At 65.5% G+C, this 17,588-nt stretch carries 10 protein-coding genes; 2 read left to right on the top strand and 8 right to left on the bottom strand.

Annotation, left to right across the window (positions count from 1 at the left end):
- Positions 1-15 precede the first annotated feature (15 nt).
- Entirely contained in the window at positions 16-5,163 is a 5,148-nt protein-coding gene (locus ACU0B3_RS02840; RefSeq protein WP_446259295.1) for a hypothetical protein, read from the top strand.
- A gap of 87 nt (positions 5,164-5,250) precedes the next feature.
- On the opposite strand, the gene ACU0B3_RS02835 is transcribed toward ACU0B3_RS02840, so the two are convergent.
- The 3 genes from ACU0B3_RS02835 to dusA form a co-directional block, all read right to left on the bottom strand.
- Complete coding sequence (locus tag ACU0B3_RS02835; RefSeq protein ID WP_446259294.1) at positions 5,251-6,258, bottom strand: calcium-binding protein; 1,008 nt, start codon at positions 6,256-6,258, stop codon at positions 5,251-5,253.
- A gap of 141 nt (positions 6,259-6,399) precedes the next feature.
- Positions 6,400-7,188 carry a hypothetical protein gene (locus tag ACU0B3_RS02830; RefSeq protein WP_446259293.1) on the bottom strand — a complete coding sequence of 263 codons (789 nt, stop codon included), beginning with the start codon at positions 7,186-7,188 and terminating at the stop codon, positions 6,400-6,402.
- Positions 7,185-8,186, bottom strand: coding sequence for a tRNA dihydrouridine(20/20a) synthase DusA (gene dusA / locus ACU0B3_RS02825; protein ID WP_446259292.1), 1,002 nt, complete (start codon positions 8,184-8,186; stop codon positions 7,185-7,187). Before dusA ends, ACU0B3_RS02830 begins: the two co-directional genes overlap by 4 nt.
- 196 nt (positions 8,187-8,382) lie before the next feature.
- On the opposite strand from dusA, the gene ACU0B3_RS02820 reads away from it, so the two are divergent.
- A complete protein-coding gene (locus ACU0B3_RS02820; protein WP_446259291.1) occupies positions 8,383-9,219 on the top strand; it encodes a DUF481 domain-containing protein in 837 nt (278 codons plus the stop codon).
- 281 nt (positions 9,220-9,500) lie between these two features.
- Here the strand turns inward: ACU0B3_RS02820 and ACU0B3_RS02815 are convergent, their stop codons facing one another.
- The 5 genes from ACU0B3_RS02815 to ACU0B3_RS02795 form a co-directional block, all read right to left on the bottom strand.
- The gene (locus ACU0B3_RS02815; RefSeq protein ID WP_446259290.1) at positions 9,501-10,556 is read right to left on the bottom strand and encodes a Gfo/Idh/MocA family protein; all 1,056 of its coding nucleotides are present in this window, start codon (positions 10,554-10,556) and stop codon (positions 9,501-9,503) included.
- Positions 10,557-10,583: 27 nt separating this feature from the next.
- On the bottom strand, positions 10,584-13,661 hold the full coding sequence (locus ACU0B3_RS02810; RefSeq protein ID WP_446259289.1) for an alpha-mannosidase: 3,078 nt from the start codon (positions 13,659-13,661) through the stop codon (positions 10,584-10,586).
- Positions 13,658-15,385: an ABC transporter ATP-binding protein gene (locus ACU0B3_RS02805; protein WP_446259288.1), complete on the bottom strand. Its 1,728-nt coding sequence runs from the start codon at positions 15,383-15,385 to the stop codon at positions 13,658-13,660. The genes ACU0B3_RS02810 and ACU0B3_RS02805 overlap by 4 nt, the downstream gene beginning before the upstream one ends.
- A 235-nt stretch (positions 15,386-15,620) precedes the next feature.
- Entirely contained in the window at positions 15,621-16,532 is a 912-nt protein-coding gene (locus ACU0B3_RS02800) for an ABC transporter permease (protein WP_446259287.1), read from the bottom strand.
- A 3-nt stretch (positions 16,533-16,535) separates the two neighbouring features.
- A complete protein-coding gene (locus ACU0B3_RS02795) occupies positions 16,536-17,543 on the bottom strand; it encodes an ABC transporter permease (RefSeq protein WP_446259286.1) in 1,008 nt (335 codons plus the stop codon).
- Between the last annotated feature and the right edge of the window lie 45 nt (positions 17,544-17,588).

Here is a 17,588-nt window from a genome sequence, read left to right as displayed (position 1 = left end):
TTCGGGGGACGTGCCATGTCCGGCAACCTTTTTCTGACCGCGGACGGCCTGAGAGGCGCTGCGCAAAACGCCAGCACAGATAATTGGGTGTCGCTGGGCGGCTATTCCTACGAGGTGAACCTCGACACGGGCGGGACCGCCGAGGTCGAGTCGATCACGCTCACCTTCAACACCGACGCGGCGCTTGCCTACTTTACCGGGCGCAACGGGGCGTTTGTCGAGGACCTCTTCATCTCGCAGATCGTGCCGGGCGGTGAGACGGGCGAGCAGGTCAAGATCGACCAAGCGCTGGTGGCGACGATCAACGACACGGATGAAGGCTTCAGCACGAATCTCGCCCTGACCGACCTCGGCAAAGTGGTGCCGCAGAAGGACATGAACGGCGGTGATTTGCCGTCGCTGACGGCCTCGGTGTCAGGTGATGAGGTTTCGGCCACGATCAACGAAGACCCTGCCAGCGAAAGTGTACGCCCGGTGGAGGGCGACGTGTCCTACTACCTGGCCATCGACGGGATCGCCGGCAGCGCCACCGATCCATTGGTGGGCGGGCTGCACGTGATCGAGGATTTCGACTACACTTTGACGTCGAGCGCATCCGGTGGCGGGAGTGGCTCCGGTCTGACGCCCATATTCACGGGGTCCGAGCTGTCGGTCAGCTTTGACCAGCTGACCGGGCTTGCCGAGATGACCGAGGCGCTGACGACGGGCGCAGCGATCCCGGAGGTGGCCATCGTCGGTGTCGCCAAGGATTCGGACGGCAAGGCGGTGATCGCGCAGGAGCTGGTGTTCGACACCGTGAAGCTGACGTCGCTCGACACAACGGGCGACGGCGCCACCGCTGCGTTCGCGTTCGGCGATTACGCCAGCTTTACACATGTGGAGAACGCGGGCACTCCGATCATAGAAGCGGCGCAGGTGCGCATGCCGGGTGACAGCGAACCTGAAGGGGAAGTCAGCGCCGATTGGTCCACAAGCCTGCCCACGCTGGCGGCAAACCCGGACCTGACGTATTTCCTGGAAATCGAAAACGGGCGCGGGGACAGCTCAACCAAGGGCCTTGAGCGCGCCTACGTGATCGACAGCCTCAACCTGTCGCTGAGTGCGGCGGACGGAACCGGCAGCGGGCCGGACCTCAACCTCGCGCTGACACTTGGCAGCGATCAGGGCGCAAATGTCCTCTTTGACGACGTCTTCAAGGGCGAAGTGGTCAAAGCGCGCATCGTCGGGCTCGAAGACGGGGACTTTGAAAAGAGGATCGTCACCTACGACCTCAAGGATATGGCCGTGACCTCGGTCACGGATACCGCGGATGGCGGCGTCGATCTGAGCATCGGCCTGACGGGCAACGGGGGCGTCACATTCGGGGCGTTCGATCTGACGACGCAGGCCGTGAACTCCAACAACCTGCTCGAGGCGACCGGACAGACCGGCTGGGACTTCCAGGCCAACGATGAGGTCGCTTTTGACAACGGCACGATTGCGGGTGCCAGCGATAGCACTGCAGCGGATTTGCCGTCGTCGGGGCTCACGTACTTCGTCAAGCTTGACGGCATTTCAGGGCCTGAAACGGTGGACGGCGCAGGCGGCTGGATCGAGGTGCCGGAGGCAGGCACGCTTTTGTCGGCCAAGGAGTCCGGCACTCGCGCGGCACTGGACCCGATTGGCCTGACGCTGGCCGCCTCCCCGGGTGTGGCCGCGCTCGGCGACGCGCTTGTGTCCGGCGCGGTCATAGACCACGTGCAGGTGCGCGGCGTCGACAGCGCGGGCCGTGTGGTGGATGCGACGGACCTCGCCAACGTGCTGATCTCCAAGCTGGAGCTCGGCAGCGCGGCACCCAAGGTGACGCTTGAGTTCAGCCAAGCTGTGTTCAACGACATAGGAACAGCGCCGCCGGACTTCACGCAAACGACCAAGCAAGGCGCGTCCGGGTTTGATATTGTGACGAACGAGACGCTGTCAAACACTCCCGGCGTGCCGTCCTCGGGGACCTCCCCGGGTCTCGCGACCCCGGACACCTACAAGCTCGCCTTCGAGACGGCGCCCGGCCAGCCGAGCTTTGCCGGGACCAGTGCCGGCCTCGATGTCGAGAGTTTTGACTACACGCTGGGGCGCGATGTCTCCTTCAGCGCCACTGGCTCTTCTGGCCCTACGGTCGGTGCGATGGATCAAACGATCCTCAACGTGACCTTTGCCGATGACACGGCGCTGACGGAATTCACCGCCGCCGCGGTCACGGGCGCGCGCCTGTCCGCGCTCGAGCTGGTAGGGAGCGCTCCTATTGGCACTGCTGGCGCGGACGTGCGCACCGTGCGCGCCAACGACCTGACCGTCACCGAGGTGACCGACACCGAGGATGAAGGCTTCACAGTCACGTTTGCCGTGAACGCCATCGGGGAGGAGATGATCCCCGTCCTGGCCAGCGGCGCGCTTCAGCCCGCGGTCAGCTTTGCCCATGTGCCCGGCGCGACCGGAGTGCCGGACTACGACGACCTCGTCTCTCCGGCCGGGACCGAAGGCGTCAAACACGCAACCGCCGACGCGACCTTCGTGCGCTTTGACGGGCTGCCCGGCGAGCCCGGGCTCACGGTTGACGGCGAGGCCGGGTTCTACGAGCTGGAGGGCTTTGACCTTGGCGCGGTGGCCGCGGCGCTTTCGGGCGGTGGCACCGCATCCGGGCCGGGGTCCTTCGACGGACTGCTGCTCAAATCCGTCTCCCCGGAGCTGCGCGCGCAGCTGATCGACGTGATGAGCGAGGGCGGATTTTTCGAGACCGTCGAGCTGCGCGGCACCGCTGGCGGCACGGTTGTCAAGCACATCGACCTGAGCCTCGTGCAGATCGCGCGGGTCGATACGGAGCAAACTCCGGACGACACGGACCTCAAGGCGACGCTTGAGTTCCGACAGATCGTGCTGCGCACGCTCGGGTTTGAAAACGGGGAACAGACGGACGAGGCCGCCTTCGGCTGGGACGTGACCCGCAACCAGCTGGTCGATCCCGGCCGGCTCGCGCTCGAGCTCGTGGACACGGACACCACCCCCAACGTGCTGGCGGAAAACACACCCATCGGCACCTACGCCGACGTCGACATGGCCTTTGGCGAAGGCGCGACCTTTTCCCTGTTGGACGGGCCGGATGGCGTCTTTGCCATCACCCGCGACACTGGCCAGATCGGCGTGATCGGCAACATCGACTTTGAAACGCTCGGGCCGTCGGTCGACGTCGTCGTCGAGGCGCGGTCCGAAGACGGCGAGTCCAAAGCGTCCAAGGTGATCACCTTTACCATCGAGGACGTGGCAGGCGCGCTCATCGAGGGCGACGACACCGATAACCTCCTGGACGCGACCGGTGCCGACGACACCCTGCGCGGTCTCGGCGGCAACGATACTTTGCGCGGTAACCTACAGGCGCAGCTGATCGAAGGCGGGGGCGGCGCCGACGAGATCTTTGCGCAAGCCGGCGATGACGTGGTCGACGGGGGCGCGGGCGCAGACCTGGCCCTCCTCGGCAATGGCAACGACCTTTATACCGACGACGAAAGCACCGGCGCCGATGGCAAGGACACGGTCGAGGGCGGCGACGGCAACGACACAATCCGCGGCGGCGCCGGCGACGACAGCCTGCTTGGCCAGAACGGCAACGACTGGCTCTACGGCGAGGACGGCAACGACTTCATCGCCGCGGCCAGCGGTCAGGACCTGATCTTTGGCGGCCTCGGCAACGACACGGTCTTTGGCGGATTTGGCGCGGACTATGCAGAGCTTGGTGGCGGGAACGACGCCTACACTGACACGGACGAAGGCGGCGAGGCCGGGCGCGACCTGGTGTTTGGCGGCGCTGGCCGCGACACGATCAAGGGCGGCGCCGGTCAGGACACGATCCGGGGCGGCGGGGACGGCGACGAGCTCTTTGGCAACAACGGCGGCGACTCGATCTTTGGCGATGACGGCGACGATACGATCTTTGCGCAGCTCGGCAATGACACCGTCGATGGCGGTCTCGGGCGCGACTTCGTGCGGCTCGGCCAGGGCGCTGACCTTTATGTCGACCGGGCAGAGCCGGGCGGCGCCGGGCAGGACACCGTCGCAGGCGGCGCGGGCAAGGACACCATTCTGGGTGGCGGCGGCAACGACAGCTTCATCGGGGGCGGCGGCGACGACGACATCTCGGGCGGCGCCGGCCGCGACACGCTGATCGGTGGCGCCGGCAACGACACGCTCCGCGATGCTGACGGCGGCGGCTTTATCGCGGCAGGTCAAGGCGCGGACCTGGTCGAGGTCTCCGGCGGTGCAACGACCGTGCTCCTCGGCGCAGGCAACGATGCGCTCGACGGGGGAATCTCTAGCTTTGCCCTCGACGCGGTCGGCGGGGTTGGCAATGACACGCTCGAAACGGGCGTGGGCAACGACACGATCGGCGCCGGGACAGGTGCGGATTTCATCAGAACGGACGACGGGAACGACTCGATCCAAGCCGGCGCGGGACGCGACACGATCTTTGCCGGTGATGGAGACGACACCGTGGTCGGCGGCAACGGGGATGACGACGTTCGGCTTGGCGACGGAGACGACCGGTTCCGCGATGCCTCAGCCAGCGGCGATCAGGGCAACGACACCGTCTTTGCCGGGGACGGAAACGACAAGATCTTTGGCAAGAGTGGCAACGACCAGTTCTTTGGCGAAGACGGCGAGGACGAGATCTCGGGCGGCGCCGGCAGCGACATCATCGACGGCGGGCGCGACGCGGACATGATCTTTGCCGGGTCCGGCAACGATACCGTCACGGACGGCGATGGCAGCGACCGGGTGTTCTTGGGGTCCGGCTCGGACGTCTTCGTGTCCGAGGAAGGCGGTTTTGAGTCGAGCGACAACGACACGATCACCGGCGGCGGCGGCGCGGACAGCTTTCTCTTTACCGGCCAGACTGGCGACGACCGGATCACGGATTTCGACGTGAGCCAGGACCGTCTGCTCATGGCGGAGAACCTGTTTTTGACCGGCGGCTCGGCGACGACGGCAGCGGAAGTGGCGAACAACTTCACCACCTACACCGGCGCAGGCGCGACCATCACTACCGACGGCGGCACGCTTTTCGTCAGGAACATTCGCAACGCGTCCGAGATGGAAACGGTCATCGAGATCATCGACCCCAGCCCGCTCTTCTAGGCGCTGCGGCATCACGGCCAAAGGCGCGCCGACCGGAGTCGACGCGCCTTTTGTGTTCTTGCCTGTAGACGTGAATTACGCGCGCGCCTAAGCGGCAGGCGCGATGGGCGAGTCCGTTGCGAGCAGCAGGATGTCGTCGGCGGTCAGGATGCCCCCTGCCCCTTCGACCACGGCCACCACTTGCGTGCCCATGCGGATCTCGGCGTCAGACATGTTCGAGCCGGTTGCGACCACCTCGAGGTCGTCCACACTTTCCTCGCCCTGCAGGACCACGACGAGGCTGTCGGCGCCCGGCGTGAAGTCGAGCACGCGAGAGGCGTCGTCGGCGTCGTCCACACGCGCGTAGAGCTCGAACCGGTCCATGTCCGCGCCGCCCGTCCCGATGTCGCCGTCGTCCAGCGTCAGCGTATCGTTGCCGCTCGAGCCGTTGAGCGTGTCGGCGCCGTCGGGGTTATCCGCATCGAAGAACTGGCCGAGGATCAAGTCGTCGCCGAGGCCGCCATCAAGCAAGTCCTCGCCTGTGGCGCCGCTGACCGTGTCGTCGCCGGTGCGGCCAAAGATCGTGTCGTTGCCTTCTTCGCCTTCAAGCGAGTCGTCGCCCGTGCCACCGTCGAGGAAGTCGTTGCCGACGCCGCCCGCAATTGCGTCCGACCCCGAGGCGCCTGTGACCACGTCATCACCGCCACCGCCCGCGATCTCGTCGTCGCCGCTGGCGCCGTCGATGTCGTCCGCACCGCTGTTGCCTGTGATCTCGTCATCGCCGGAGCCGCCGACCAGCTCGTCATCACCTGCACCGCCTGAGATCGTGTCGTCGCCTGCAAAGCCGAAGAGCGAGTCGTCACCGCCACCGCCGGAAAGGGAATCGTTGGCCGCACGGCCGGAAAAGCGCTCGTCCTCGTCCGTGCCGTTGAACGTGCGCGCAAGGTCGGTGTCCGGGTCTGGGTCTGGATCGGGTTCCGGGTCCGGGTCGGGCATGTCGGGATCAGGCATCATACCCATGTCATCATCGTCGTCGCTGCTGTCACCGTCCCCGTCAAAGAGGCCAAAGCAGTAGCCGAGAAACACGACGTTCAACAAACACAAGAGCGCCCACATGGCCGGTCTCCTTTGCAGCAGGGTTCACTCCTCAAACTGCGTCAGGCGCCACAATCCCGGCAAATTTTATTTGAAATTACATGGTTAACGGTCACAGGTCGCCGTCATCGCCGGGCATTGTCACCGCTTGTGCAACAAAACTCACGCATAACGTGTCCAATCGGCGATCCCCTGCGGCCATTCCGGGCGGAGATACGCCACCATCCGGCGCGTGGCGGTGGCTGAGTCGGGCGCCGTCCAGGGCGCGATCCCGTGCAGACACATATGGTGCAGCAGCAGCGTCTCACCCGGCTGCGCAGTGAGCGGAATCCGGGTGCAGGTGTCAAAGACCTCGCGCCGCGCGGCGTGGTACGCCTCCGTCAGATCGACCTGCGTGGGGGCCTGCGCGCCTTCCAGCAGCGGCAGCAAATGGCGCGCAATGATATGATGGCTGCGGTCCCACACCACCAGCGGGGCAGCACCCTCTGGCACAGGGTTGAGCGGCATCCCGAGGACAAAGGCGTGCGGCTCTTTCAGCATCCTTCGGCGCTCCGGCCCGACGGGCAAAAGCCCGTCCACATGCGCCGCGTCACGCCGGAAGCGGTAGCGGAAGGCGCCGTCGCTTTCCCCATCGCGGGGGCGCGGGTAGCCGGGGAACATCACCGAGAGCTGCGCAGGATGCAGCGGCGGCAGCACATGGCCAAGCGCATGCCAGAGATCGATCGCGGGACCGGTAAGCGGCGGACCATCCGGGAGCGCACCCGCCGGGTCCGTCGGGAGTGCGTCGACGCCGACGAACCATGTCCCCTCGCATTGGTATTGCGCCGCGTGAGCCGGATCTTTGAGCGCGGCTTTGGCGTGCGGCAGTGCCGCCTCCACCCAGCGGGAAACACGCGGATCCAAGGGCAAATGCACCCAGCCACGGCTGCGGAACGTCGCGGCGTCCGTCATGCGGATGCGGCGTCCTGCTCTTCACCCACCGCCGACAAAGCGCGCAGCAGGACTTCGGGACCCACACCATCACTATGCGCCTCGCTCGACAGCACTTGCCTCCACCGCCGCGCACCAGGGCGCCCGGCAAAAAGCCCGAGCATGTGCCGCGTCACTTGGTGCAGACGCCCGCCGGAGACCAGGTGCGCCTCGATATACGGCAGCATCTGATGGACGACCTCGACGGCCTCCGGGTCCGTCCCTTGCCCGGTCAGCATCCGGTCCGCCGGGCCAAGGATGTCCATCGGTTTGTGGTAAGCGGCGCGCCCGATCATCACGCCGTCGAGGCCGCTGGCAAGAAAGTGATTGATGGTCTCCCACGTCTCGATCCCGCCGTTGATCGACAGCGTCAGGTGGGGAAACGTGGTCCGCATCTCCTCGACCAGAGCGTAGTCGAGGGGCGGGATCTCGCGGTTCTCCTTGGGGCTGAGCCCCTGCAGCCACGCCTTGCGCGCGTGGATGATGAGATGGCGCGCCCCCGCCTCCGACACGCGTGTGATGAAGTCCGGTAGCACGTCACGCGGCTCCTGCTCGTCGACGCCGATGCGGCACTTGACGGTGATCGGCACGGGCGCGGCGCTAACCATTGCCGCAACGCACTCCGCCACACGCGGCGCGTCGCGCATGAGGACGGCGCCAAAGGTGCCCGACTGAACGCGGTCTGAAGGACAGCCGCAGTTGAGGTTGATCTCGTCATAGCCTGCCTCGGCACCAAGCCGCGCGGCTTCCGCCAGCTCCGCCGGATCCGAGCCGCCGAGCTGCAGCACCAAGGGGTGCTCGCCAGCGTGCTCGAGCAGATGCAGCGCCCCGCCCCGCACCAGCGCCGGCGCGGTCACCATCTCGGTATAAAGCACCGCGCGTTTCGAGATGATCCTGTGCAGCGCCCGGCAATGCCGGTCGGTCCAGTCCATCATGGGCGCGACGGAAAGCGCGTGCGGGTGCGGGGTGTGCGGGGTCATGGGCTGCATGTGCGCCGGGGCGCGGGTGGAGGCAAGGGGCTTGGGTGCCTGCACCTTTCATCTATGCGCATTGCTCTTTTTATAGCTAATTATTTTGAATTTCTCTTGCGCAAAGTGAGCCTCTATATCCCGGCTCAGCAGAGATGCTCTGACCTCGGTCGAGGCCAGCTCCTCATTCCTTGGAAAGGATTGACCCATGAAAAACGCATTTAAACTCGGCACCAGCCTTGTTGCCTTCACCCTGCTCGTCGGCGTCTCGCCGGTTGCGGCGCAGTCCATCGTCGGCGGCGAAAGCGTCGCGGCAGAGCGCAATGAAGCGCTGACCGACGCCATCGCGGACGACGCTGAGCGCGAGCTCGCGCGGTTCGGCAACGAAGGCCGCCCGCAAGGCTTTACCGGCTCCTTCGCGCTGCGCGCCTCGGCGGCGACCGGCAACAGCGACAGCGTGGACGTGGGTGTCGGGACCGACCTGAACTATGTCTGGGGTCCGAACGGGATCGAGCTGCAGCTGAACTACGCCTATGGCGAGACGGACGGTGAGAAAACCGAAGAGAGCCTCTACTACGGCCTCGAGTACACCCGTGATTTCACGCCCGCCGTCTACGGCTTTGGCAAAGTGCAGGGCTCGGTCGATGCCTTCTCGGATTTCGAGAGCGACACGTTCCTCAGCTTTGGTGCCGGCTACCGTATTCTGAACGACGACAGCACGCAATGGTCGGTGCAGGCCGGCCCGGGCTACCGTGTGGCCGAGATCGACGACGCGCTGCGCGGCGACATCAGCGAATACGCGATCGGCGTGAGCTCGGACTACGCGCAGCGCATCACCGAGAATGTGTACCTCACGAACGATACCGACGTGATTTGGTCGGAGAGTGACACGGCGGTGTTCAACGATCTGGCCCTGAGCGTGTCGGTGACCGAGCAGCTGGCGCTGCGCACCTCGATCCTGACCGAGTACCACTCGGAAGTGCGCAAGGGCATGAAGAACACCGACAACACCTTTGGCGTGTCGCTGGTGTACGCGTTCAACTAAGGCGCAGCCCTGTGTGCCGGTCCTGCGCTTGTTGGGTGCGGTATGCGGGGTGGAGGCAGAGCGGGCGGTCCTTTGGGGCCGTCCGTATTTTTGCTCAGTGAACACTGGCTCTTAAACACCCGCTCAATTCAATACGCCCGCCTGACGTTTACGTCAGGCCGCGTCATGCCGTAGGCATGCCTCTAGCATGACCCGCCCCCGTCAAACTGAAGGTTTGCCTTTGGCAAAACGGGCGGCGCGATGCGCCACCCCGCGGGACGGCGCGTGCGGTTCCCTTTGCTCTACCCGCTCAAGCGGCCGTTCGAGTCCAGTTTCACGGCTTCACCTGTGGCAGCAGCGCGGGCCACTGCTTGGACCACAGCCAACGAGCGCAGGCCCTCTTCGCCGGAGACCAGCGGTGCGGCGCTGCCGTGGATGACTTCAGCGAAATGCGTCAATTGCCGCTCGAGGGGGTCGTGCATCTCGGCCTTGAGGGAAGTCGCTCCGATAGGGGACCACCAGTCGGGCGTCTCGGCATGACGCCAGAGGCGCAAGTCCGGCAGCGAGAGGCTGCCGGTGGAGCCGCCGATCAGGTAGCAGCTTTCTGGTGTCGCCGGGTAGACGGGGTTTTCTGAGGCCGTGAGCTCCCAGCTCCAGGGCGCGGCGATGGCGTCGGAGACCGACAGCGTGGCGACGGCGCCGCTGGCGAAGGTGAGGATGGCGGAGGCCAGGTCCTCGTTGTCATAGCCGCGCCGCGCGGGCGCGGCCACGGCGCGGACCTCCACCACGTCTCCGCAGAAATGCCGCATCAAGTCGACGTCGTGCACGAGGTTGACGGAGATCGGACCGGCGCCGGGCTTTTTGCGCCAGGGGGCGGCGTCGAAATAACTGTCCGGTTTGTAGAACCAGCAGGTGGCCTGCACCGCGCGGATGACGCCGATGTGGCTGGCCTCGAGCGCGGCCTTGGCGGCGGCGATCCGTCCGTTGTGGCGGCGGTGGTGGCCGACGAGGACAGGGGTGCCGGTGGAGGCGGCCGCATCGAGCAGGGTCTGCGCCTCGGCGGAAGTCACTGCGATGGGCTTTTCGATGAGCATGGGCAGATGTGCCTCTGCCAGCTGGGTGCCTTGAGAGACGTGCAGCGGCGTGGGCGTGGCGAGGATCACGCCGTCGGCGGTGCCGGCCTCGATGAGGGCCTCAAGCGTGTCAAAGACGGGGGCGTGCGTCTCGGCGGCTTGGCGGCTGTCCGCGTTTGCCTCGACGATCGCCGCGCATGTGAGGCCCGGCACCCGGTGCAAAGCCTCCACGTGGCGTTTGCCGACAAGGCCGTAGCCGACCACTGCGATGCGCGTCTGTGTCATGTGCGTCCCCCTGCCCTTGGCGCAGGTCTAAGACGTGGCGGGCACGCAGCGCAAGGAGACGATCTGGTAGGGCGTGAGGGTGAGGGTCACGGTGCCGTCTGTGATGGGCAGCGCGCGCAGCGGGTCCTCGAGGAGGGAGACCTCGGTCACGCTGGCCATGGGTTGCGCGAAGGAGAGTGTGACCGGGCCGCGGCGGCGCTGTGCCTCGTAGAGACGGACGATGAAGCCGTTGCCGTCTTCAGCGGGTTTGAGCGTTTCGATGGTGACGTGGTCCACATCAGCCGTGACGGGCGGCGGGACCGGCGTCTTGGGTGTCCCGGCGATCAGTTGCAACGGGGCGTTGAGGCGGCGGGCCTCGGCGCGCACCAGCGGCAGGTCGGCGGCGTGGGGCAGCAGGGAATAGGTGAACCTGTGCAGGCCCTGGTCGGCGCCGGGGTCGGGGTTTGTGGAGGATTTGACCAGCGTCAGCCGGATCGCGTTCTCGCGGATGTCGTAGCCGTATTTGCAATCGTTGAGGACGGCGACGCCGAAGCCGGTCTCGGAAAGGTCCGCCCATTTCTGCGCGGGCACTTCGAAGCGGGCGTAGTCCCAGGAGGTGTTGCGGTGCGTGGCGCGCTCGATGTCGCCCCACTGGATGTCGTAGCGCGCGCGGGAGGCGTGCACGTCGACCGGGAAGGCAACTTTCAAAAGCGTGTGCTGCTCGGCCCAGTCGACCTCGGTTTCAAAGTCCACACGTGGGCTGCCCGCCGCCAGCCGGATGGTCTGGCGGATGGCGCTGTCGTTGTAGCTCCACGTGAGGCGGAGGGACGCGCGCAGGGGGCCTTCTTCGAGCACCTCAATCCGGGCGGGGGTGTGGACACGCTCGCAGCGGTCGTCGTGGAAGACGTCGATGTCCCAGGCGTCCCAGCTGATCGGGCGGTCCTCGAAGAACCACAGCTGGTTGCCGTCCTGGTCGGGTGCCAGCACCTCGCGCCCGGTGGGCCGGTGCAGGACGCGGGTCAGCGCGCCGGTGTTGTCGATCTCGAGCCTGAGATGCGCGTTTTCGAGCGCCACGCCCCGGCGCTGGCGCGTGAGTGTCACCGTATCGCGCGGCGTACATTGACCCAGCGGAGCCAGGCCGTAGCCAGCGACGGGATCCACGGCGATGAGCGTGCCCCCCGTGACCTCTTGCGCGGTGTGATCGCGCGCGACCGCCTTGGGCACCAGCAGCAGCGTCTGGGAGGACACCGGCGCGGGGTTGAAGAGGCTGTGCCCCTGCCCGTTCAGCATCTGCGCCATGGCCGCGCGCTGCACCCTCTCGGTGATCTCCGCCATCTCGGCAAAGTCGGCGCGCGCTTTGACAAAGACCGCGGGGATCGACGTGCCGGTGAGGATGTCATGGAACTGGTTGAGGCAGAGCATCCGCCAGGCGCGCGTGAGATCCGCACGCAAGCCGTCCGGGGCGCCCATGGGATAGGCCATGACAAGCGCGGCCTCGGCGGCGTGCAGCGCCTCTTCGGTGCGGCGGTTGGCGCGTTTGATCCAGGCTTGCGTCGTGAGCGTGCCGCGGTGGCCTTCGAGGTAGAGCTCGTCGTTCCAGACCGGCAGGCGGCGCGCTTGTTTGCGGATCGCCTTGAGCGCGGGGCCGAGCCGGCCCATCTGCACCTGCGGCGCGCCGGGCATGGCGGCAAAGGCGCGGGCCTTGGCCACCAGATCCTCGTTCGGGCCGCCGCCCCCGTCGCCGTAGCCGTAGCAGATCAGGAAGTCGCGCATGTCGGGGCCTGAGGTGGCGTTCTCGACGGTGCCTATGACTTCGGCGGCGCTGAGGTCGGATTTGTAGTTCGTCGGGAACGGCAGGTGCTGCACCTCGCGCGGGGTCGTCAGGAACTGCGCCAGCACGCGCGTGCCGTCGATTCCCTGCCACCAGAGCGTCGAAGAGGGCATGCGGTTGTACTGGTTCCAGTTGAGCTTGTTGGTGACGAAGTATTCGAGCCCCGCCAGCTTCATCAGCTGCGGCAGCGACCAGGGAAAGCCGAACGTGTCCGGCAGCCAGAGCACAGGCGTTTCCACGTCGCCGAAGGTGTCGCGGTAGTACTGCCGCCCGAGCAGGATTTGCCGCACCAGCGCCTCGGAGCCGGGGATGTTGCAGTCGGGCTCGACCCACATGCCGCCCATGACCTCCCACCGGCCTTCGGCGACGCGCGCCTTGATGGCTTCGAAGATGTCGGGAAAATCCTCTTCGGTGTAGGCGTAAAGCTGCGGCTGGGAGTGGGAGAAGGTGAAGTCCGGGTCCTGCTCCATCAGGCGCAGCACGTTGGAATAGGTGCGCGCGTTCTTTTGCCGGATCTGCGCGATGGGCCAGAGGTAGGCGATGTCCATATGCGCATGGCCGATGGCGTGCAGGCGTTCGGGGTTCGGCGCGCCGGCGCTTTCGAGCCCGTGCTGGAGATGGCTCAGCGCGTGCGGCACCGACTTGCGGAAACGCGCGCCCAGAGGGTCGCGGGTGTCGAGCGCCAGAAAGGCCGCGTCGAGCGTTTGCAGGATGCGGTCACGGTGCCGGTCCCCGCGCTCGAATGTCTTGGCCACGTCCAGCGCACATTCGGCAAGCAGCAGGAATTCGCGCAGCGCGCTGTCGATGTCCACGACGTGACAGGTGTGGATCTGCAGGCGCGCGGTGCTGGTGGGATCGGGCGGCCAGCCTGTGAGACCGGTCCAACCGTGCAGCATCAGTTGGTGCGGTTTGCCGTCGGCGAGCGCGGGATCGAGCCGGATCGTCCGGTGATAGCGGTCTGCCGAACAGAGCACCTCTCCGTCGATGCTCAAAAGCGCCTCGGGGTGGGTGAAGATGTCGCCCGCCACACCCAGCGGCAAGTGCAGCGCGGGACAGGTGAAATCCGTCGGCACCGTGAACGCTGCCCGCAGCACGAAATGCGTGTCCTGCCCGACCCAGTAGCTGTCCCAGGCGACCGTGCCACGATCGACACCGCTGCCCGGGCGCGCCTCGGCGTCCTCGAGCTCTTCAAAGGTGAACTCCGGCAAAGGCGCACGCGCCCGATGCACATGGGGTGCGATCAGGGCGATGCGTTTGGCAATCTTCTCCGCGGTGAAGCGCAGATTGTGATTCATTCGCCGACTTTCAGCTCGAACCCGGGCACGTTGCCGCGGAACACCGTCTGCTCTGCCGCACCGCCCGACGCCAGCGCCTCGAGCCCCTTTTGGCCGTCCTCGGCGGACCCCCAGTCTCGGGTCAGGTCCGGCCAGGGAATCGAGTCGATCAGGAGCCGCGTGTAGGGATGCTGCGGGTCGCCAATGACTTCGCCCGGTGGTCCCGCCTCCACCACCCGGCCATGGTAAAGCACCATCACGTAATCGCTCACGTGGTAGGCCGTGGCCAGATCGTGCGTGATATAGAGGATCGAAATCCCGTGCTTGTCCTTGAGATCGTGGATGTTCTTGAGGATCGTCGCGCGCAAGCTGGCGTCCACCATCGAGACCGGCTCGTCCGCGATCAAGAGCTTGGGCGAGAGCATGAGCGCACGTGCCACAATCAGGCGCTGGCGTTGCCCGCCCGAAAGCTGGTGCGGGTAGCGGCGCAGTACCAGCGAGGGGTCGAGGCCGACGGCCACGCAGGCCTCTTCCATCGCTTGCTGGGTGTGCGCCTCAGACTTGGCAAAGCCGAACTGCTTGAACGGGAACTTGAGCGCGTGATCGACCCTGTAGAACGGGTTGAAGCAGGCGTAGGGGTCCTGGAACACCGCCTGAACGTCCTTGCGGAACTCCAGCGCCTCGTCCTTGCTGAGGCGGTTGATGTCTTTGTCCCGGAAGGTGACCGTGCCGCGCGTCGGCGGGTTAAACCCGAGCATGAGGCTACCCATCGTCGACTTGCCCGAGCCGGATTGCCCCACGACGGAGATGATCTTGGGGACCTCCCCGTCGAGCGAGAAGGACAGCGGGTGCAGCGCCGTGACGCTCCCGTACTCCTTGACCACCTTGTCGAACTGGAGGAGCGGCCCGGGCGCGCCGCGCAGCACTTCGGGCGTGCTTTCGATAAAGCTCTGGCCGCCCACCAGCGGCACCGAGGAGATCAGCTCGCGCGTATAGGGATGCTTGGGCGCTTCGAGGATTTGCTTGACGGTGCCGTATTCGACCAGCTCGCCGAGCTTCATCACCGCCAGATCGTCCACCGACTGGGCCATCAGCCCCATGTCGTGCCCGATCAGGATGAGTCCCGCGCCGATGCTTCCCTGCACCTGCCGCAGCGTCTGCATGACCTGCCGCTGGGTGATCACGTCGAGGGCCGAGGTCGGCTCGTCCGCGATGATGAGGTCGGGATTGAGGCAGACGCCGATGGCGATGCAGACACGCTGCTTCATGCCCCCCGAGAGCTCGTGCGGGTAGAGCTGGCCCACGGTTGCAGGCAGGCCGACGCTTTCGAGCACTTCGCGCGAGCGGCGCTCCAGCGTCTCGCGGTCGGTCTTGCCTTCGTGCGCGACGATCCCGTCCCAGATCTGGTCCTCGACCCGCATCACCGGGTTAAGCGAGTTCATCGCGCCCTGCGGGATATAGGCGATCTTCTTGAGCCGCACGCGCCGCATCTCTTCGTCCGAGAGGTTGAGCACGTTGGTCTGAGAGAGCGAGTTGAGGTGAATTTCCCCTGCGGACACGAAGCCGGGCGAGGCGAGCATGCGCATGGCCGCGAGTGCCGTGGTGGTCTTGCCGGAGCCGCTTTCGCCGATGAAGCCGATGCGCCGTCCCTCGGGCACCGACAGCGTCATCTGCGAGACCGCATGGACGACGCCCTTGGAGGTGGGGAAGTCGATGGAGACGTCTTTGATGTCGAGGATGGTCATCGGGCGGTCCTCTTTTTCGCATCCCTTCCCGGACTTGATCCGGGACCTTTGTGTGTGTCTGTCGTGAGGTCCCGAAGCAGGCCCGGGACGGGTGCGAGAGCTGATATCAATGCCGCCGTTTGAAAGGTGCCAGCCCCCGGCCGCGGGTGGGGGCATAGCCCCCGCCCATGGGGGCGGTCGGGGGCTGTCCAGCCAAAGGCTGGACCGGTGCAAACTACTAGCGAAGCACTGTCCATCACAGTTTCCTCAGCCGGGGATTGGAGACTTCATCCAAACCAAGGTTGATCAGCAAAAGCCCAATAAACATCACAGCGAGCAAGGCCGTCGGCAGGCCCCACCACCACCAGAGGTTCTGGATCAGCGCGCCCGAGTTGATCGCCTCGTAGATCGTGCGCCCCAAAGTCGGGATCCTCTGAGGACCAAGGCCCAGCACTTCCAAACCCACGGCCGTCACAATCGACGTCGTCACATTCGCGATGAAGGAGCCAAAGAGGTACGGCACCAGGTTCGGCATCATCTCGCGGAACATGATGTGGGAGGTCGAGGCACCCGAGAGCCGCGCCATCTGCACATAGCCGCTCTCGCGCATCGACAGGACCTGCGCCCGGATCAGCCGGGTCGGCGACTGCCAAACAAAACCCGCGATCAGCACCGCCATCATGGTCAGGCTGACGTCTCCAAAGGCCGCCTGAAAGACCACAAGGATCAAAAGCGGCGGGATCGTGATCATCACGTCTGACAGCACGCGGATCACATCATCCGTGCGACCTCCCAGAAAGCCCGCCGAGAAGCCGAGAAAGATGCCGATGCTCATCCCGATGATCGAGGCCAGAAGGCCCACCAGCAGAGAGTTCGGCGCCCCAATGATAATGAGCGCCAGAATGTCCCGCCCTGCCCCGTCGGTCCCGATGGGATGCGCCAGCACCCCCTCCTGACCGCGCAGGTTCTCGAACCCGATGGGCGGCAGCTTCAACGGCGCAGAGCCCGTGAACACCATCTCGGTGTCCCAGAAAAGCCGCCCTAGGATACCCAGCGCGATAATGCCCAGCAAAAGCCCCGCGCCCCACATGAGCTTGGGATTGCGCCAGGGATTGTCGAACCGCTTCATCCGGCGGATTTGGGCGCGTGTGAGAGTTGTCTCTGCCATGATCTACTTCCCGTGCCGGATGCGTGGGTCGATCAGCGGGTAGACCAGATCGACGATAAAGACCGAAAGCGCCGTCATTAGGATGATCACGTAACTGACGCCCTGAATGACCGGGAAATCCTGATCGAGGATCGCGTCATACAGAAGCTTGCCCATCCCGTTATAAGCAAAGATGCGCTCCACCAGCACCTGCCCCGCGATCAGCAGCCCAATCTTGAGCGCAAAGGCCGTGATCTGCGGCAGGATCGCGTTGCGGATCATGTACTTGTAAAGGATGTACCGGGGTCTCAGGCCCTTGGCCTTGGCCAGCGTCGTGTAATCCTCGCCCTGCACCGTGATCATCAGACCGCGCATCCCAAGCGCCCAGAACCCGAAGGTCACGATCACGATGGAAAGCGCTGGCAGAAAGCCGTGGTACATCACGGAGGTAGCAAAGTCCCAGGTCCACCCCGGCTCCACCGTCAGCCCGTAGGCGCCCGTCAGCGGGAAGAGCCGCAGTTTGGCGGAAAAGACGTACATCAAAAGAAGCGCCGAGAGGATCGGCGGGATCGAGGTGAACACCATTGCCGTCGGGATCGCCACCTTGACCAGCTTGGGAGAGCGCTCCCACACCATCAGCGCGCCCAGAAGGTTGCCGATAAAGAACGTGATGGTGATCGAGATCAGCATCAGCCCCAGCGTCCATGGCAGCGCGTTGGCGATCAGCACCGAGACGGGCGTGGGAAAGTTCGCGGTCGACAGGCCAAAGTCGAACTTCAGGACGCCCCACATGTACTTGAAATATTGCACGATCAGCGGCTGGTCGATCCCGAGCTGCGCGCGCAGCTGCGCCAGCACCTGATCGGAATTGTCGACCGAGCCTGCCCCCGCCGCCATCCGCCCCAGCGCGATCTCGGCAGGGTCCACCGGCGACAGGCGCGGGATGATCCAGATCAGCGTCGCGGCGATAAAGATGGTCAGGAACAGGGTGATGAACCTGTTGACCAGGTAGTCGCGTGGGATACGCCCCATGCGCTGTCCTCCGTCTGTTGGCGTCCGCCCGGCTTATGGGTGCCA

It is taken from the genome of Pseudaestuariivita sp. (assembly GCF_052825805.1).
Note: the sequence above shows the minus strand (reverse complement) of the source record. Positions and strands in the feature narration are given on the sequence as shown.